Genomic DNA, 13,892 nt, shown 5'->3' with positions numbered 1-13,892 from the left:
ATGGCATCGGGGCATCGGGCAGCCACGCCTCACAGGTTCGCCTGCACCCAGCACTGCTCGATCCAGTCTTCCAGCGCCTTCACCCGCTTGGGCTCGTAGCGGTTGTTCAGGCGCACCAGGTGCACCGGCAGGCCCGTCAGGCCCCACTCCGGCAGCAACTCGAGCAACTCCCCCGAGTCGACCCATTCCTGGAACAACCAGCGCGGCCCGGGATGGAAACCCGCGCCCTGGCGCACCGCCTGCAAGATGCCGCCCACGTTGTTGAGATAGAACACGCCCTGCAACTCGACGCTGACTTCCTTGCCGTCGCGCTGCAGGCGCAGGCGCGTGCGATGTCGCTCCTGGCCGAGCGAATAGAGGATGGCGCGGTGGGTGGCGAGGTCCTGCGGCTTTTGCGGCAAGCCGTGGGCGCGCACGTAGGCGGGGCTGGCGTACAGCCCGCTGGGCATGCTGCCGATGCGCCGGGTGAGCATGTCCGAGACCGGCAGTTCGCCCACGCGCAAGGCCAGGTCCATGGCTTCGCCGCGCAGGTCGATGCGCGAATCCGACAACACCAGGTCCAGCAGCACCTGCGGATGCTGACGCTGGAAGGCGGTCAGCCAGGACACCAGATGACGTTCGCCGAAATTGACCGGGGCGGTCATGCGCACCGTGCCGGCGATCAACGGCGAGCCGCCGTCGAGGTCGGCGATGACCCCTTCCATCTCGTCGATCAACGGTTTCATCAATTCATAGGCCCGTGAGCCGGCCTCGGTCATGGCCACTTGCCGCGTGGTGCGATTGAGCAGGCGCACGTTGAGGCGTTTTTCCAGAGAAGAAATTCGCCGACTGACCGACGAAGGCTCTAGATCATGGTCATCAGCGGCTTTGGTCAGGCTGCCGCGCTCGACGATGCGGAAAAACAAGCGCCATAGCGAAATGTCATCATTCATGCATAAACCGCAATTCTCTTTTGAATATTATCCCCTTCAAGTGCACTTATCCCTCAAATACCATCCCTCGTCTACTCATGCATGGAAGGGAAGCGAGAGGCCATGGAAGTCAAGCAAGACGCCACCCGAAAGGCCTTGGTGCTATGCGCGGTATGCCTGGCCGGTTTGATCCTGCCGTTGGAGTACACCGGCCCGGCCATGGCACTGTCGGCCATCGGTGACCAGCTCGGCGGCAGCTCCGTCGCGCTGGCCTGGGTGGTCAACGCGTTCGCCTTGAGTTTCGGCAGCGCCATCATGGCCGCCGGTACCCTGGCCGACCTGTACGGCCGCAAGCGCATGTTCTGCTGGGGCATCGGCAGTTTCACGCTGTTGTCGGTCGTGGTCAGTTGCGCACCGAACGTGGTCTTTCTCGATCTGCTCCGTGGCCTGCAGGGCATCGCCGCAGCGCTGACCATGGCCGGCGGCTCGGCGACCCTGGCCCAGGAGTTTCAAGGGCATGCGCGTACCCGCGCCTTCGGCCTGCTGGGCACCGCCTTCGGCCTGGGCCTGGCGTTCGGGCCGGTGGTCTCGGGCCTGCTGGTCGAGCATTTCAACTGGCGCGCCATCTTCCTGCTGGGCGCGGCCTTCGGCGCGCTGGCCTGGCTGCTGGCCGCGCCGCGCATGTTCGAAAGCCGCGACCCCGATGCCCGGCACCTGGACTGGGCCGGAGTGCTGAGCTTCAGCGCCATGCTGGTGGCGCTGACCTTCGCCATCATGCAGGTGCCCGCCCAGGGCTGGCGCAGCGTCACGGTGGTCGGGCTGCTGCTGGGTGCGCTGCTGCTGTTCGCGCTGTTCGTGCGTATCGAACGGCGCCAGGCGCGGCCCATGCTCGATCTGGCGCTGTTCGCCGACAAACGCTTCGTCGGCGTGCAACTGCTGCCGATCGCCACGGCGCTGAGTTTCATCGTGCTGTTGATCCTGCTGCCGCTGCGTTTCGTGGGCGTCGAACAATTGAGCGCTGGCCAGGCCGGGCTGCTGATGATGGGGCTGTCGCTGCCGATGCTGCTGGTGCCGTTCCTGGCGGCGCTGCTGGCGCGCCATATCGCCCCGGCCAACCTGTGTTGCGTTGGCCTGCTGTTGGCCGGCGTCGGCCTGCTCTGGCTGGCGCGGGTCGAGGTCGGCGCCGATTGGCTGGCGCTGTGCCTGCCCATGCTGCTGATCGGCACCGGCTCGGCCATGCCTTGGGGCCTGATGGACGACCTGTCGATCAAGGTGGTGTCGGTCGAACGCGCTGGCATGGCCACCGGCATCTTCACCACCATGCGCGCCTGTGGCGAGGCGGTGTGTGTCGCCGCCGCGCTGGCGATCCTCAACAGCCTGTTGCAACTGCCGCTGGACACCGTATTGGCCGAGCCCGCCGCCAAAGCGCTAGCCGGCGAGCTGGCCACCGGCAGCTTCTCCGCCGCCCAGGCCAGCGCCGGGGCGTTGACCCGCGCCGACCTCATGGCGCTGTACGGCGACGCCTTCGCCAGCCTGGCCAACGGCCTGGGCGCGCTGACCCTGGCCGCCGCACTGGTCAGCCGCTGGGCGCTGCGCGAGCCGCAATCGGGTTACCAGGCACCTGCCGCCCCCCGCAGCCCACGGTGATCCGCGCCGTGGCTCGATCGATCAACGTCCTTGAGGAAGTCATGATGGAACGTGACAACAAACCTGCTGCGCCCTTGTCCCTCGTGCCCATTGCGCAGGCCCTGGAGGGCGTCGGCGCCGGTCGTTCGCAACAGATGGTGGAGATCGCCCATTGGTGCCAGTCGTACCTGTGCAACCCACACCCGGAACTGGGCCGCAGTGGCGCCGTATGCCCATGGTCGCCTCCGGCCATCAAGCGCGAGACCTTCTGGCTGGTGGACGTACCCCTGGCCGGGCGCGACGACGAAACCATAGCCCGCGACCTGCTGAGCCTGATCGACACCTTCAAGCAACGTGCCCCGCACAGCGGCAGCGCCACCCAATTCAAGACCATCGTCTGCGTCCTCCACGGCCTGGAGGATCCGGCGCGGGTCAACCACTACCACGCCCTGCTCAAGCCGCGCTTCCTCGCCGCCGGTTTGATGCTCGGCGAGTTCTATTCGCACTGCCCCAAGCCCGGACTGCGCAGCGACCACTTCAACCCCTTGCGCTCGCCGGTGCCGCTGTTGGTGGTACGGGAGATGGTCGAGCTGGACATCGCGTTCCTCTCCGACCAGCCGCAGTTCGTCGAAGCCTACCTGCGCACCCATGGCGCGCGGGCACGTATCGGCATCAATTCGGTCCTGCACCAGGAAGACCGCCTGAGCCTGAGCAACGAGCAATGGGAGGTGCTGCGGCGTATCGCCAACCGTTGACGCAACCGTCCCCGTCCCTTTTGCCTGAGTGCCCTGGAGATCCTAGAAATGCCCGTTCGTATGCCTGAGCCGTACCGTATCAAGATGGTCGAGCCACTCAGAACCACCACGCCCGAATACCGCCAGCAGGCGCTGCACAAGGCCGGCCTCAACCCGTTCCTGCTGCGCGCCGACGATGTCTTCATCGACCTGCTGACCGACAGCGGCACCGGCGCCATGAGCGACCGCCAATGGAGCGCCATGCTCGCCGCCGACGAGTCCTATGCCGGCAGCAGAAGCTTCTTCAAGCTCAGCGACACCGTCGAGCGCCTGTTCGGCTACCCGCACACCATTCCCGTGCACCAGGGCCGTGGCGCCGAGCAGATCCTCTTCCCCTGCCTGGTCGAGCGCGCCCGCGAGCGCGGGGCGACGGCGCCGGTGTTCATTTCCAACCACCACTTCGACACCACCAAGGCCCACGTGGAAATCGCCGGGGCCCTGGTGAAGAACCTGATCTGCCCGGCTGCGCTGGACACCGCACGGCACGACGACTGGAAAGGCAACTTCGACCTGGCGGCACTGGCCAATGAAATCGAGCTGCTCGGTGCGCACCAGGTGGCGGCGGTGGTGATCACCATCACCTGCAACAGCGTCGGTGGCCAGCCGGTGGCGATGGACAACCTCCGCGACGCCGCCTCCATGGCGCGCCAGCACGGGATTCCGGTGGTGATCGATGCTGCGCGTTTTTCCGAAAACGCCTACTTCATCCAGCAGCGCGACCCGCTGTACCGCGATCGCTCGATCCCTGAAATCGTCTTGGAAATGTTCCAGTACGCCGACATCTTCACCATGTCGGCCAAGAAGGACGCCATGGTCAACATCGGCGGCCTGTGCTGCTTCCGGGAGGAAGGCGCGCTACTGCACGCGGCCCAGCTGCGCTGTGTGCCGATGGAAGGCTTCATCACCTACGGCGGCCTGGCCGGGCGCGATCTGGAGGCCATGGCCGTGGGGCTGGACGAGGCCTGCGACGTGCACCATCTGGCCAGCCGCATCGGTCAGGTGACCTACCTGGCCGACCGCTTGCAGGCCGCAGGCGTGCCGATCCAGACCCCGGTCGGCGGCCATGCGGTGTTCGTCGATGCCGGCAAGATCCGCCCGGACGTGCCAGGGCACCATTTTCCGGCGCAGATGCTGGTCAACGCGCTGTATCTGGAGAGCGGCGTGCGGGCCACGGAGATCGGCTCGCTGATGATGGGCCGCCACCCGCAGACCCGCGAACAGGAGCCGGCGCTGTTCGAGCTGATGCGCCTGACCATTCCACGCCGCACCTACACCGACAACCACATGGACTACGTGGCCGACTCGCTGGTCGAGGTGATCGACCGCGCCGCCAGCCTGCGCCCGCTGGACTTCGTCTACGAGCCCCCGGTATTGCGCCAGTTCACCGCACGCTTCGAAGAAATCTGACCCACCCTTACCTCAGGATCATTTCCATGGGCCAAGCAAATACCCGTGTCACGGCAGCGCACGAGGCTGACCGTACAGTAGAAGAGTATCTCGAGCTCGCGCGGGAAATACGCCACAAGCTGCGCGCCGAACAGGAAGTGAGCGACTCGCAGGGCACCTATAGCCCGAGCATGCACCAGTGGTTCCGCGAACACGGTTTCTACCGTTTGCTGCAACCCAAGCGCTATGGCGGCCACGAGCTGAGCCTGAGCGATTTCTACCGGGTCATGATCGAGATTTCCCAGGGCCATCCGGCCTTGGGCTGGAGCCTGACGCTGGCCGCCGGGCATGCGTTGACGCTGGCCTCGCACTGGCCGCAGGTAGTGCAGGACGAAGCGTTCGCCGGCGACGGGCACTTCATCGCGCCGCACCGCGCCTTCCCCGGCGGCACCTGCACCACGGTCGAGGGCGGTTATCGCGTGAGCGGCACCTTCGCCTACTGCACCGGCGTCACCTACTCCACCCATGCCATCGTCACGGTCATGCACACGCCCAAGACCGGCGTACCGCACAGCCTCGCCTGCCTGGTGCCGCGTGCGGACTTCACCATCCTCAACGACTGGGGCGGTAGCGAAATCCTCGGCATGCGCGCCAGCGGTTCGAACAGCATCCGCCTGGACGACGTCTTCGTCGCCGCTCAGTACGCCGTGCCCTTCGCCGGATTCTTCGCCAACCAGAACGTACGCCGGGGCACCGTCGGTACGCGCCTGCACGGCAACCCGCTGTACCTGGGTTACCTCATGCTGCCCTACCACGCCAATCTGCTGGCACCGGTGATCGGCGCGGCGCGGGCGGCGCTGGACGAGTACCAGAGTTTGCTCAGGACACAACCGCACCCGCTCGACCCGAGCCAGACCCGCGGCGGCGACGCGCACTACCAACGGGCTTTCGGCCAGGCCCTGGCCATGACCGACGCCGCCGAAGCCACCCTGCTCTACACCTGCGAACAGCACCAACGTCTGGCCCAGCGCTGGCAACGGGATGGCCAGCCGATCAGCGTGGCCGAAAACGTACGTGCCTGGGGCGTGCTGCAGCAGGCCGGCCGACAAGCCTGTGAAGCGGTCGAGCTGCTGTTCCGCACCTCGGGCACGTCGCAGGCGCGCTGCGACACGCGCATGCTGCGCTACTTCAGCGATGTCTCGATGTACCGCGGCCACGTCGGCGCGCAGTGGGAGTCGTTCTCGACCTACGTTGGCCGTGCCGAACTGGGCATGCCCCTGGAGTTTCTCGAACTATGACCGCTCCCCATGCCGCAGGCGTCAGTACGACCCGCACCGGGCAACAGTATTTGCAGGCCATCGACGATGGCCGCGCCGTGTTCATCAACGGCCAGTGCCTGACCCGGCACAGCCAGCACCCGGCATTTTCCGGCGCCGTGGCGTCGGTGGCCAGGCTGTACGACTACCAGGCCAGCCACCTCGACGAGATGGCCTTCGCCCTAGACGGCGAACGCCATGTGGGCAAGGCCTGGGAGCTGCCGGCCCGCCACGAGCAATTGCTCGGCCGTGCCCATGCCTCACTGGCCTGGGCACGGCAGAGCCTCGGCTGGCTGGGCCGCAGCCCCGACCATGTGGCGGCGGCGCTGACCGGCATGATGACCCACATCGAGGTGTTCGAAGCGCACTCGCCGGAGCGCGCCGCTGCGCTCAAGGCCTACTTCGATGACGCCCGCCGACGCGATCTGTACCTCACCTACACCATCGTCAACCCTCAGGGCGACCGCTCGCGCAGCCCGGGCGAGCACACCGACAACCTCTACCACACCCTGGGTGTGGTGAAGGAGACCGACGCCGGGGTGATCGTCAAAGGCGCGAAGATGCTCGGCACCGCCGCCGTACTGGCCGACGAAGTGCTGGTGGGCGTTCAGAACCCGCTCAAGCCCGGGGTCGACGACCGCTACGCGCTGTCGTTCGCCTTGCCGCTCAACACGCCCGGCATCAGGATCCTTTCGCGCGCCTCATATGCCGAAGGCAAGAACGCCTTCGACCACCCGCTGAGCAGCCGCTTCGACGAAAACGACGCGCTGATCCACTTCGACAACGTGCTGGTGCCCTGGGAGCGGTTGTTCGTCTACGGCGACACCGCCATGTGCCGCCGCCAGTTCCACGGCACCGCCGCCGAAGTGCTGATGGACACCCAGAGCCTGGCCCGCCTGACCGCCAAGCTGCACTTCCTCACCGGCCTGGCGCAGCGCATGACCGAAATAACCGGCGTCAGCGACTTTCCGGCAGTGCGCGAAATCCTCGGCGAAATGGCGTGCAACACGCTGATGATCGAGGGTCTGTTCAAGAGCCTGATCCATTGCCCGGTGACGCAGAACGGCTATGTGGTCCCGGACAAGAAGCACCTGTACATGTGCCAGGCGGTGGCGCAGTCGGTGTATCCGAAGTTCATCGAGGCGCTGCGCAAGCTGGCGGGCGGCGGCGTGATCATGCTGCCGTCCCATGTCGACGACCTGCACAACCCCGAGGCCCGTCTATTGGTCGAACAGACGCAGTACTCGTCCAGCGCCACGCCGCTGGAGCGGGTGCAACTGATGAAGCTGGCCTGGGATGCGATGGGTTCGGAGTTCGGCTCGCGCCACCTGCAATATGAAATGTTCTATTCCGGTCCGCATTTCGTGGCATTGGCGCGGGTGCACAGCGAGTATGACTGGGAGGCGGCCAAGGCGATGGCCTGTTCGGCCCTGGTGGAGACAGCCGAGTCGTACTGCCCGACCGCCGATGGCGCAGGCCAAGCGGCAGGTTCGTCGGTGTCTTGGTAATTCGCTGAAAGTGCCACGTAGCGGTGGGCTTGCGGTGCAGTGGAAGGCGCCATACGCCTGTAGGAAACAGGCAGCGCCTTTAGGGTTTCATCGCACCGAGCTTCAGCGTGCCGCCCCCCATCGTTCGGCCACGGGATACAGTGTGGCCAACGTGCGCCGTGCCTGCGCCGCTTGCAAATAGGGAAACAGCCGCTGGGTCAAATCCTCGAGGCCCAGGCGCTTGCCCTCCACCGTCGGCGAGCACATCCATACCTTCACCCGCAAGCCACCGGCGATCCGCTGCACGTGAGGCGCCACCAGGGATTTGAAACAGGCAGGCTGCAACGGTGGCAGCGTGCCGAAGGCCGCCACGCTGAACACCAGGCTGGTCGTGAGGTGGCGTTGATCGACGTCGAAGCCGTCGAAGGCCGTCCACGGCACCGGCTCGGACGCATTGGCGAACGACAACGTGTCGCGGTTGACCGTCAGCACGCATTGGCCATGGCGCTGGCGCAGGGCTTCGGCCAGGGTCAGCCCGGCCAGGCCCAGCAACAGAAACGCCAGGGCCACGCCCCACATCAACAGGTTGACGCCTTTGGACGCCTGCGCCGACAGCGTCATCGTCACCTGCATGAGCCAGATGCCCATGAGCGCCGAGCCCAGGGCCAATGCGGCGCAGGCCATGGCCTTGCCCAACGAGGACTCATACAGGCGGAAAGTATCGGTCGGTCCCTGCGCCGCCTGCTGCAAGGCGGCCAGATGAGTTCGGCGCGCGACGTCATCCATGCCGTTGCAAGGTGTCCAGACGCTGCTGCGCCTGGGCCGCATCGCGGTAGGCGGACAACAGCGCGATCACCTCCTCGCGGCCCAGTTGGCGTCCTCGGCTGGCCAGGCCTGCCGACAGGATGCGCACCTGGGGGCCGTGGTCGCGCTCCACCAGCGCCTGGTTGCAGAACGCTTGCATCTTCACCACGCGGTGGGTCGGTAGCACGGCATCGTCGGTCAGGTGCAGGGTTTGCGCGAGCATGCCCATGGCCTCCTTCTCGACCTCGATGCGGTCGACTTTGGCCAGGTCAATGGGCTTGTCCAGGGTGTCGACGAACAACTGCCGACGGGTCAGGCGCATGAACACATCGCGACCGGCATTGCGGTGCTGCCAGGTGATCCACAGCGCGCCCAGCAGGATGAACGCCGTGCAGGCGATCAGGTCGAGGCGGCCCATCATCAGCGTCACCCCTTGCAGCACCAGTAGGCCCAGCACGGCGACGGGGCCCCAGACCTTGTAGAGCGTCGAGTTGGTGAACTCGGTTTGTTCAGGCACGCGCTCGAGGGTGCGCATGAGCTCGGCGATGACCTGCTGGCGTTGGGCAGCGCGAGCGGGGTCGAGGAAAGCGGTGCCGGGGTGTTCGGGGGTGGTCACGATGAACTCCTGTTGATAGCCATTGGCGTGCCTTGGCCGGTACAGGTCGCACGTGTTCGGCCTGGGTGCGGGGCGACGCTGGCCATCGCTGCCGGGCTGTGCTTCGCTGCAGGTTTCGACCAGACAGGGCAGGCATTGAAAGGGAGACGCGTAACGCTGGCAACGGCCATGGACGCTTCGCACAACAAATGCTGCGGCGCCCACAATGCAGAGTCGGACGAATGTGCGGAAGTTAACAGTTTGCGCAGGCTATGGATAACGACTAACGAGCGCGCGAAGCCTCACTCGCCTTCGAACAACCCGAGATATTGCAAACCGTTGTAACTGGGTTTCAAGGACGTCGAGACGACCGTACCGCCATCGGAATACCAGACAATGGCATTGGCTCGAGTAATGCCAAGTTTCACGCAGGCGGCTTTCAACATTGGCATGTCGGCACGATCGACGGCGGAGTCTTCGAGAATGTCATCGAGATCGACTGGCTCGGCGCGCCGGCGTAAGCCGATGCCTTGAGCACGTCGCAGAAGCACGCTCGCCCTGTAGCGTTTGAAACGTCCCCTCAACGAGAGGCCAACACCACAAGACCCCACCCCTGCGGGCCTTGTGGCGAGGCGGCAGGCGTTGCCACCGACCGCCCTACTCCAGCGTTTCGACCACCCCTTGATCTTCCCCCAGGAACCCACCGCTCTGATGCTGCCAGAGCCGTGCGTAGGTGCCATTGCTGGCCAGCAGCTCGGCATGGCTGCCTTGCTCGATGATGCGCCCGTTGTCCATGACGATCAGCCGGTCCATCGCAGCAATGGTCGACAGCCGATGCGCGATGGCGATGACGGTCTTGCCTTGCATCATCTCGTCGAGGCTTTCCTGGATCGCCACTTCCACTTCCGAGTCCAGCGCACTGGTGGCTTCGTCCAGCAGCAGGATGGGCGCGTCCTTGAGCATGACCCGGGCGATGGCCACGCGCTGGCGCTGGCCACCGGAGAGCTTGATGCCGCGCTCGCCCACCAGGGTGTCGTAACCGCTGTGCCCGTGCTTGTCGCTCAATTGCTGGATGAAGCCGTCGGCCTGGGCGTGGGTGGCCGCCCGGCGGATCTGCTCGTCGGTGGCCTCGGGTCTGCCGTAGGCGATGTTGTCGCGAATCGAGCGGTGCAGCAGCGAGGTGTCCTGCGTGACCATGCCGATCGCGCTGCGCAGGCTGTCCTGCGTCACTTCGGCGATGTTCTGACCGTCGATGCTGATGGCACCGCTGTCGACATCGTAGAAACGCAGCAGCAGGTTGATCAGCGTGGACTTGCCCGCACCGGAGCGGCCGACCAGGCCGATCTTCTCGCCTGCGGCGATGTCGAGGCTCAAGCCGTCGAGCACCTGGCGTTCGCCGTTGTAGTTGAAGCTGACCTGGTCGAAACGCACTGCTCCGCCACGGGTTTGCAGCACGTCGGCGTTGGGCGCGTCCTGCACCTTGGGACCGCGCGTGAGCGTGTCCATGCCGTCTTGCACGGTGCCGATGCTTTCGAACAGCGAGGTCATCTGCCACATGATCCAGTGCGACATGCCGTTGATGCGCAGGGCCATGGCAGTGATGGCGGCCACCGCGCCGGCGCCTACGGCGTCCTGATGCCAAAGCCACAGCGCATAGCCGCCGGCGCCCATGATCAGTGCGACCACCAGGACCTGGTTGGCGATCTCGAACTGGCTGACCAGGCGCATCTGGCGAAAGCCGGTCTGCTTGAAATCTTCCATCGCCGCCCGCGCGAAGTGGGCTTCACGTTTGGAATGGGAGAACAGCTTGACCGTGGTGATGTTGGTGTAGGCGTCGGAGATACGCCCGGTCATGGACGAGCGCGCATTGGCCTGCTCCTGGCCGACGCGGCCAAGGCGCGGCACGAAGTACCACAGGGTCAGGCCGAACAGGGCGAGCCAGGCCAGGAACGGCACCATCAGCCGGGGCGCGAAGCCGCCCGCCAGGGCAACGATGGCCACGAAGTACACTCCGATACCGGGAATGATCTCGACCAGGGTGAACAGCACCTCGCGCACGGCCAGCGCCGTCTGCATGACCTTGGTGGTGACCCGCCCGGAGAACTCGTCGGAAAAGAACGACAGACTCTGGCGCAGCATCAGCCGGTGGAAGTCCCAGCGCAGGCGCAACGGCAGGTTGATCGCCAGCACCTGGTGCTGCACCAGCGTGCGCAGCGACACCAGCGCGATGCTGACCACCAGCACGCTGCCGACGCCCCACAGCACCCGCTGCTCCTGATCGCTGACCACGCCGCCGACCTTCCAGGTGGAGAGCAGGTCCACGACCTGGCCCAGGAAGGAGAACAGCCAGGCCTCGTAGATCGATACGGCGGCGCTGAGCAGCGCCATCATCAGGATGTAGCGACGGGCGCCGCGGGTGCAGGCCCACAGAAAGCGCGCCAGGCCCATGGGCGGTGGCGGGGCTTCGTCGGGGGGGAATGGGTCTAGCCAGCGTTCGAAGGCGCGCAGCATGGGGGGCTCCAAATAGGTCGACGGGGCGATTTTGTCAGTAATCGTCGGTAGTTGACCTGTTGGAGACGCGGAATGCTGCGTGCGTGTGCATCGGACGATACGACTTGGTCAGGTTGGCAAGCTCTGCTTGGTCAAGGGTTTTGGACGCTGCGGTGGATCACCTTTGCAGCCGCACGACCAGCTCGAGACCTTCAAACGTAGCGCGATGGAATTGCAGATCGTCTGCCGAATGAGGCGCACCTGGCCGAACTGCCCGGCGACATAGCGCAGGCAGGCGACCATGAATGCACAAATGCGCTCCGCTCAGCCCCTTTGCGCCAGGTACTGCTCGACGGCCGTGATGTCCCCCACGAACTCGACGCGCTCGCCTTTGCTTTGCCGCTGATGCGCATACATCGGGTCGTAGTACTCGAGCAACAGAACCTCGATCCAAGCGCGATGCAGGTCTACCGAACCGGAGCCACGCTGCTCGTCCAGCGCCGCTGACATCGACGCACGCAAGCGCTGGTGGCGCTCGCCGCCAAGACGCTTGTGGATGTTGTCCAGGCTCTGCAACAGGCGTTCGGCGAACCGTTCAAGGCCGTGCTCTTGCCCATGCACATCGAGGAACTCCGCACTCAGGTCGGTCACGTAGTCACGCAGGATACGTTCGACACGGTTCTCGAAAGTGTCCTCCAACCATATCAGCGGGTAACGCTGCATCCCTTGATACAACCCGATAGGCACGTTGCAGCTGCCTACGGTGCGGCCCTCGTCCTCGAGCACGAAACGATCAATGCCCGCATGGCGTTTCTTCAGGACATCGATGGCCAGACGGTTCTCGAAATCGATCTGCGCCGGCTGCCCGGTGGCACGCTTGCCAAAGCTCGATCCGCGGTGGTTGGCGTAACTTTCCAGATCCAATGCGTCGGGCCGCTTGGCCAGCACCTCGGTCTTGCCCGTGCCCGTCATACCGCCGAGCACCACGAAATCGCACTGCGCAACGGCCTGCTCCAGGGTATCGATCAGGAAGGTGCGCATCGCCTTGTAGCCGCCCACCACACGCGGATAGTCGATTCCCGCTTCGCGCAGCCACTGCTGCACGATCTGCGAGCGCAGACCGCCGCGGAAGCAGTACAGATAGCCTTGCGGATTGTCTTGGACGAATTGCGTCCAGGCGGCAATCCGTCGTGCCTTGACCTCGCCGCAGACGAGCTGGTGACCAAGCCGGATGGCTGCATCCTGCCCCTGCTGCTTGTAGCAGGTACCCACCTTCTGGCGCTCGATATCGGTCATCAACGGCAGGTTGATCGTGCCTGGGAAAGCGCCTTTGACGAACTCCACCGGCGCACGGGTATCCATCATCGGCGTGTCGTCGAGAAACAGCTGGTGAAAGTCGCGGACGTCCTCGCGCATCAGAACACTTCGACAGCGTGAGGCTGTCGCTCCACCAGTACGCCGATGGGCGCAAGGTTCAGACCCAACTGGGCGGCAGTGGCCAAAAACGCTTCTTCACCCTCCTCGTCGACCGCAACCAGCAGGCCGCCGCTGGTCTGCGGATCGCAGAGCAAGTCGCGCTGAGCCTGCGTGATGACCGCGATGCGCTCGCCATAGCTGTCGAAATTGCGCAACGTGCCGCCCGGCACGCAGTCTTGCGCCAGGTAGTGTTCGACCCCAGGCAGTCGCGGTACGGCGGCATAGTCCAGGCGCGCGGTCAGGCCAGCACCGTCCGCCATTTCCACCAAATGGCCCAGCAAGCCGAAGCCGGTGACGTCGGTCATCGCAGTGACGCTGTCGAGCTTGCCGAAATGGCTGCCTGGCTTGTTCAACGTGCACATCCAGTCACGGGCAAGGCCGACATCCTCGGGGCGCAGCTTGGACTTCTTTTCGGCGGTGGTGAGGATGCCGATGCCCAGCGGTTTGGTCAGGTACAAGCGGTTGCCCACCTTGGCCGTATCGTTGCGCTTCATGTGCTGCTTCTCGACCACACCGGTCACCGCCAGGCCGAAGATCGGCTCCGGGGCATCGATGGAATGGCCGCCCGCCAGCGGAATGCCAGCCGCATCGCAGACGGCCCGACCACCACGAATGACTTCACGTGCGACTTCCGCTGGCAACAGGTTCACCGGCCAGCCGAGGATGGCGATGGCCATCAGTGGGTTGCCGCCCATGGCGTAGATGTCGCTGATCGCATTGGTGGCGGCGATACGCCCGAAATCGAAGGGGTCGTCGACGATGGGCATGAAGAAGTCGGTGGTCGATACCACGCCGCGCGCTTCGTCCAGTGCGTACACGGCCGCGTCGTCACGCGAGGCGTTGCCGACCCAAAGATTGGGGTCCAGGTTCTGCGCGCCGCTGCCAGCCAGAATCACATCCAGCACCTTGGGGGAAATCTTGCAGCCGCAACCGGCGCCGTGGCTGTACTGGGTCAGGCGGATCGGCTCACTCATGGCGATTTTCTCTGCAATTGGAAAAACAGGTTG

General features: G+C 65.1%; 12 protein-coding genes. 5 read left to right on the top strand and 7 right to left on the bottom strand.

The window, feature by feature from the left end; all coding sequences use genetic code 11:
- Positions 1–29 precede the first annotated feature (29 nt).
- Positions 30–932 carry a LysR family transcriptional regulator gene (locus tag AA0Z93_RS12340; protein ID WP_413048674.1) on the bottom strand — a complete coding sequence of 301 codons (903 nt, stop codon included), beginning with the start codon at positions 930–932 and terminating at the stop codon, positions 30–32.
- 102 nt (positions 933–1,034) lie between these two features.
- On the opposite strand from AA0Z93_RS12340, the gene AA0Z93_RS12335 reads away from it, so the two are divergent.
- From AA0Z93_RS12335 to AA0Z93_RS12315, 5 genes are read left to right on the top strand one after another with little or no spacing between them, the layout of a single operon-like run.
- Positions 1,035–2,558: an MFS transporter gene (locus AA0Z93_RS12335; RefSeq protein WP_413048675.1), complete on the top strand. Its 1,524-nt coding sequence runs from the start codon at positions 1,035–1,037 to the stop codon at positions 2,556–2,558.
- A 44-nt stretch (positions 2,559–2,602) separates the two neighbouring features.
- Entirely contained in the window at positions 2,603–3,292 is a 690-nt protein-coding gene (locus AA0Z93_RS12330) for a DUF6875 domain-containing protein (protein WP_413048676.1), read from the top strand.
- 48 nt (positions 3,293–3,340) lie between these two features.
- A complete protein-coding gene (locus AA0Z93_RS12325) occupies positions 3,341–4,738 on the top strand; it encodes a tryptophanase (protein WP_413048677.1) in 1,398 nt (465 codons plus the stop codon).
- A gap of 26 nt (positions 4,739–4,764) precedes the next feature.
- Complete coding sequence (locus AA0Z93_RS12320) at positions 4,765–6,015, top strand: hypothetical protein (RefSeq protein ID WP_413048678.1); 1,251 nt, start codon at positions 4,765–4,767, stop codon at positions 6,013–6,015.
- Positions 6,012–7,541 carry a 4-hydroxyphenylacetate 3-hydroxylase family protein gene (locus tag AA0Z93_RS12315; protein WP_413048679.1) on the top strand — a complete coding sequence of 510 codons (1,530 nt, stop codon included), beginning with the start codon at positions 6,012–6,014 and terminating at the stop codon, positions 7,539–7,541. Before AA0Z93_RS12320 ends, AA0Z93_RS12315 begins: the two co-directional genes overlap by 4 nt.
- Positions 7,542–7,643: 102 nt before the next feature.
- Here the strand turns inward: AA0Z93_RS12315 and AA0Z93_RS12310 are convergent, their stop codons facing one another.
- The 6 genes from AA0Z93_RS12310 to selD form a co-directional block, all read right to left on the bottom strand.
- Positions 7,644–8,306: a hypothetical protein gene (locus AA0Z93_RS12310; RefSeq protein ID WP_413048680.1), complete on the bottom strand. Its 663-nt coding sequence runs from the start codon at positions 8,304–8,306 to the stop codon at positions 7,644–7,646.
- Entirely contained in the window at positions 8,299–8,940 is a 642-nt protein-coding gene (locus tag AA0Z93_RS12305) for a hypothetical protein (protein ID WP_413048681.1), read from the bottom strand. The genes AA0Z93_RS12310 and AA0Z93_RS12305 overlap by 8 nt, the downstream gene beginning before the upstream one ends.
- A 281-nt stretch (positions 8,941–9,221) precedes the next feature.
- Positions 9,222–9,470 (bottom strand): hypothetical protein, encoded by a 249-nt coding sequence (locus AA0Z93_RS12300; RefSeq protein ID WP_413048682.1) that lies wholly within the window; start codon positions 9,468–9,470, stop codon positions 9,222–9,224.
- Between the two features lie 106 nt (positions 9,471–9,576).
- A complete protein-coding gene (locus AA0Z93_RS12295; protein WP_413048683.1) occupies positions 9,577–11,430 on the bottom strand; it encodes an ABC transporter ATP-binding protein in 1,854 nt (617 codons plus the stop codon).
- Positions 11,431–11,733: 303 nt separating this feature from the next.
- The gene (gene mnmH, locus AA0Z93_RS12290) at positions 11,734–12,825 is read right to left on the bottom strand and encodes a tRNA 2-selenouridine(34) synthase MnmH (RefSeq protein ID WP_413048684.1); all 1,092 of its coding nucleotides are present in this window, start codon (positions 12,823–12,825) and stop codon (positions 11,734–11,736) included.
- Entirely contained in the window at positions 12,825–13,859 is a 1,035-nt protein-coding gene (selD, locus tag AA0Z93_RS12285) for a selenide, water dikinase SelD (protein ID WP_413048685.1), read from the bottom strand. The genes mnmH and selD overlap by 1 nt, the downstream gene beginning before the upstream one ends.
- Positions 13,860–13,892: the final 33 nt, after the last annotated feature.

The sequence above is a fragment of the Pseudomonas phoenicis genome, from assembly GCF_047302395.1.
Taxonomy (GTDB): Bacteria; Pseudomonadota; Gammaproteobacteria; order Pseudomonadales; family Pseudomonadaceae; genus Aquipseudomonas.
Note: the sequence above shows the minus strand (reverse complement) of the source record. Positions and strands in the feature narration are given on the sequence as shown.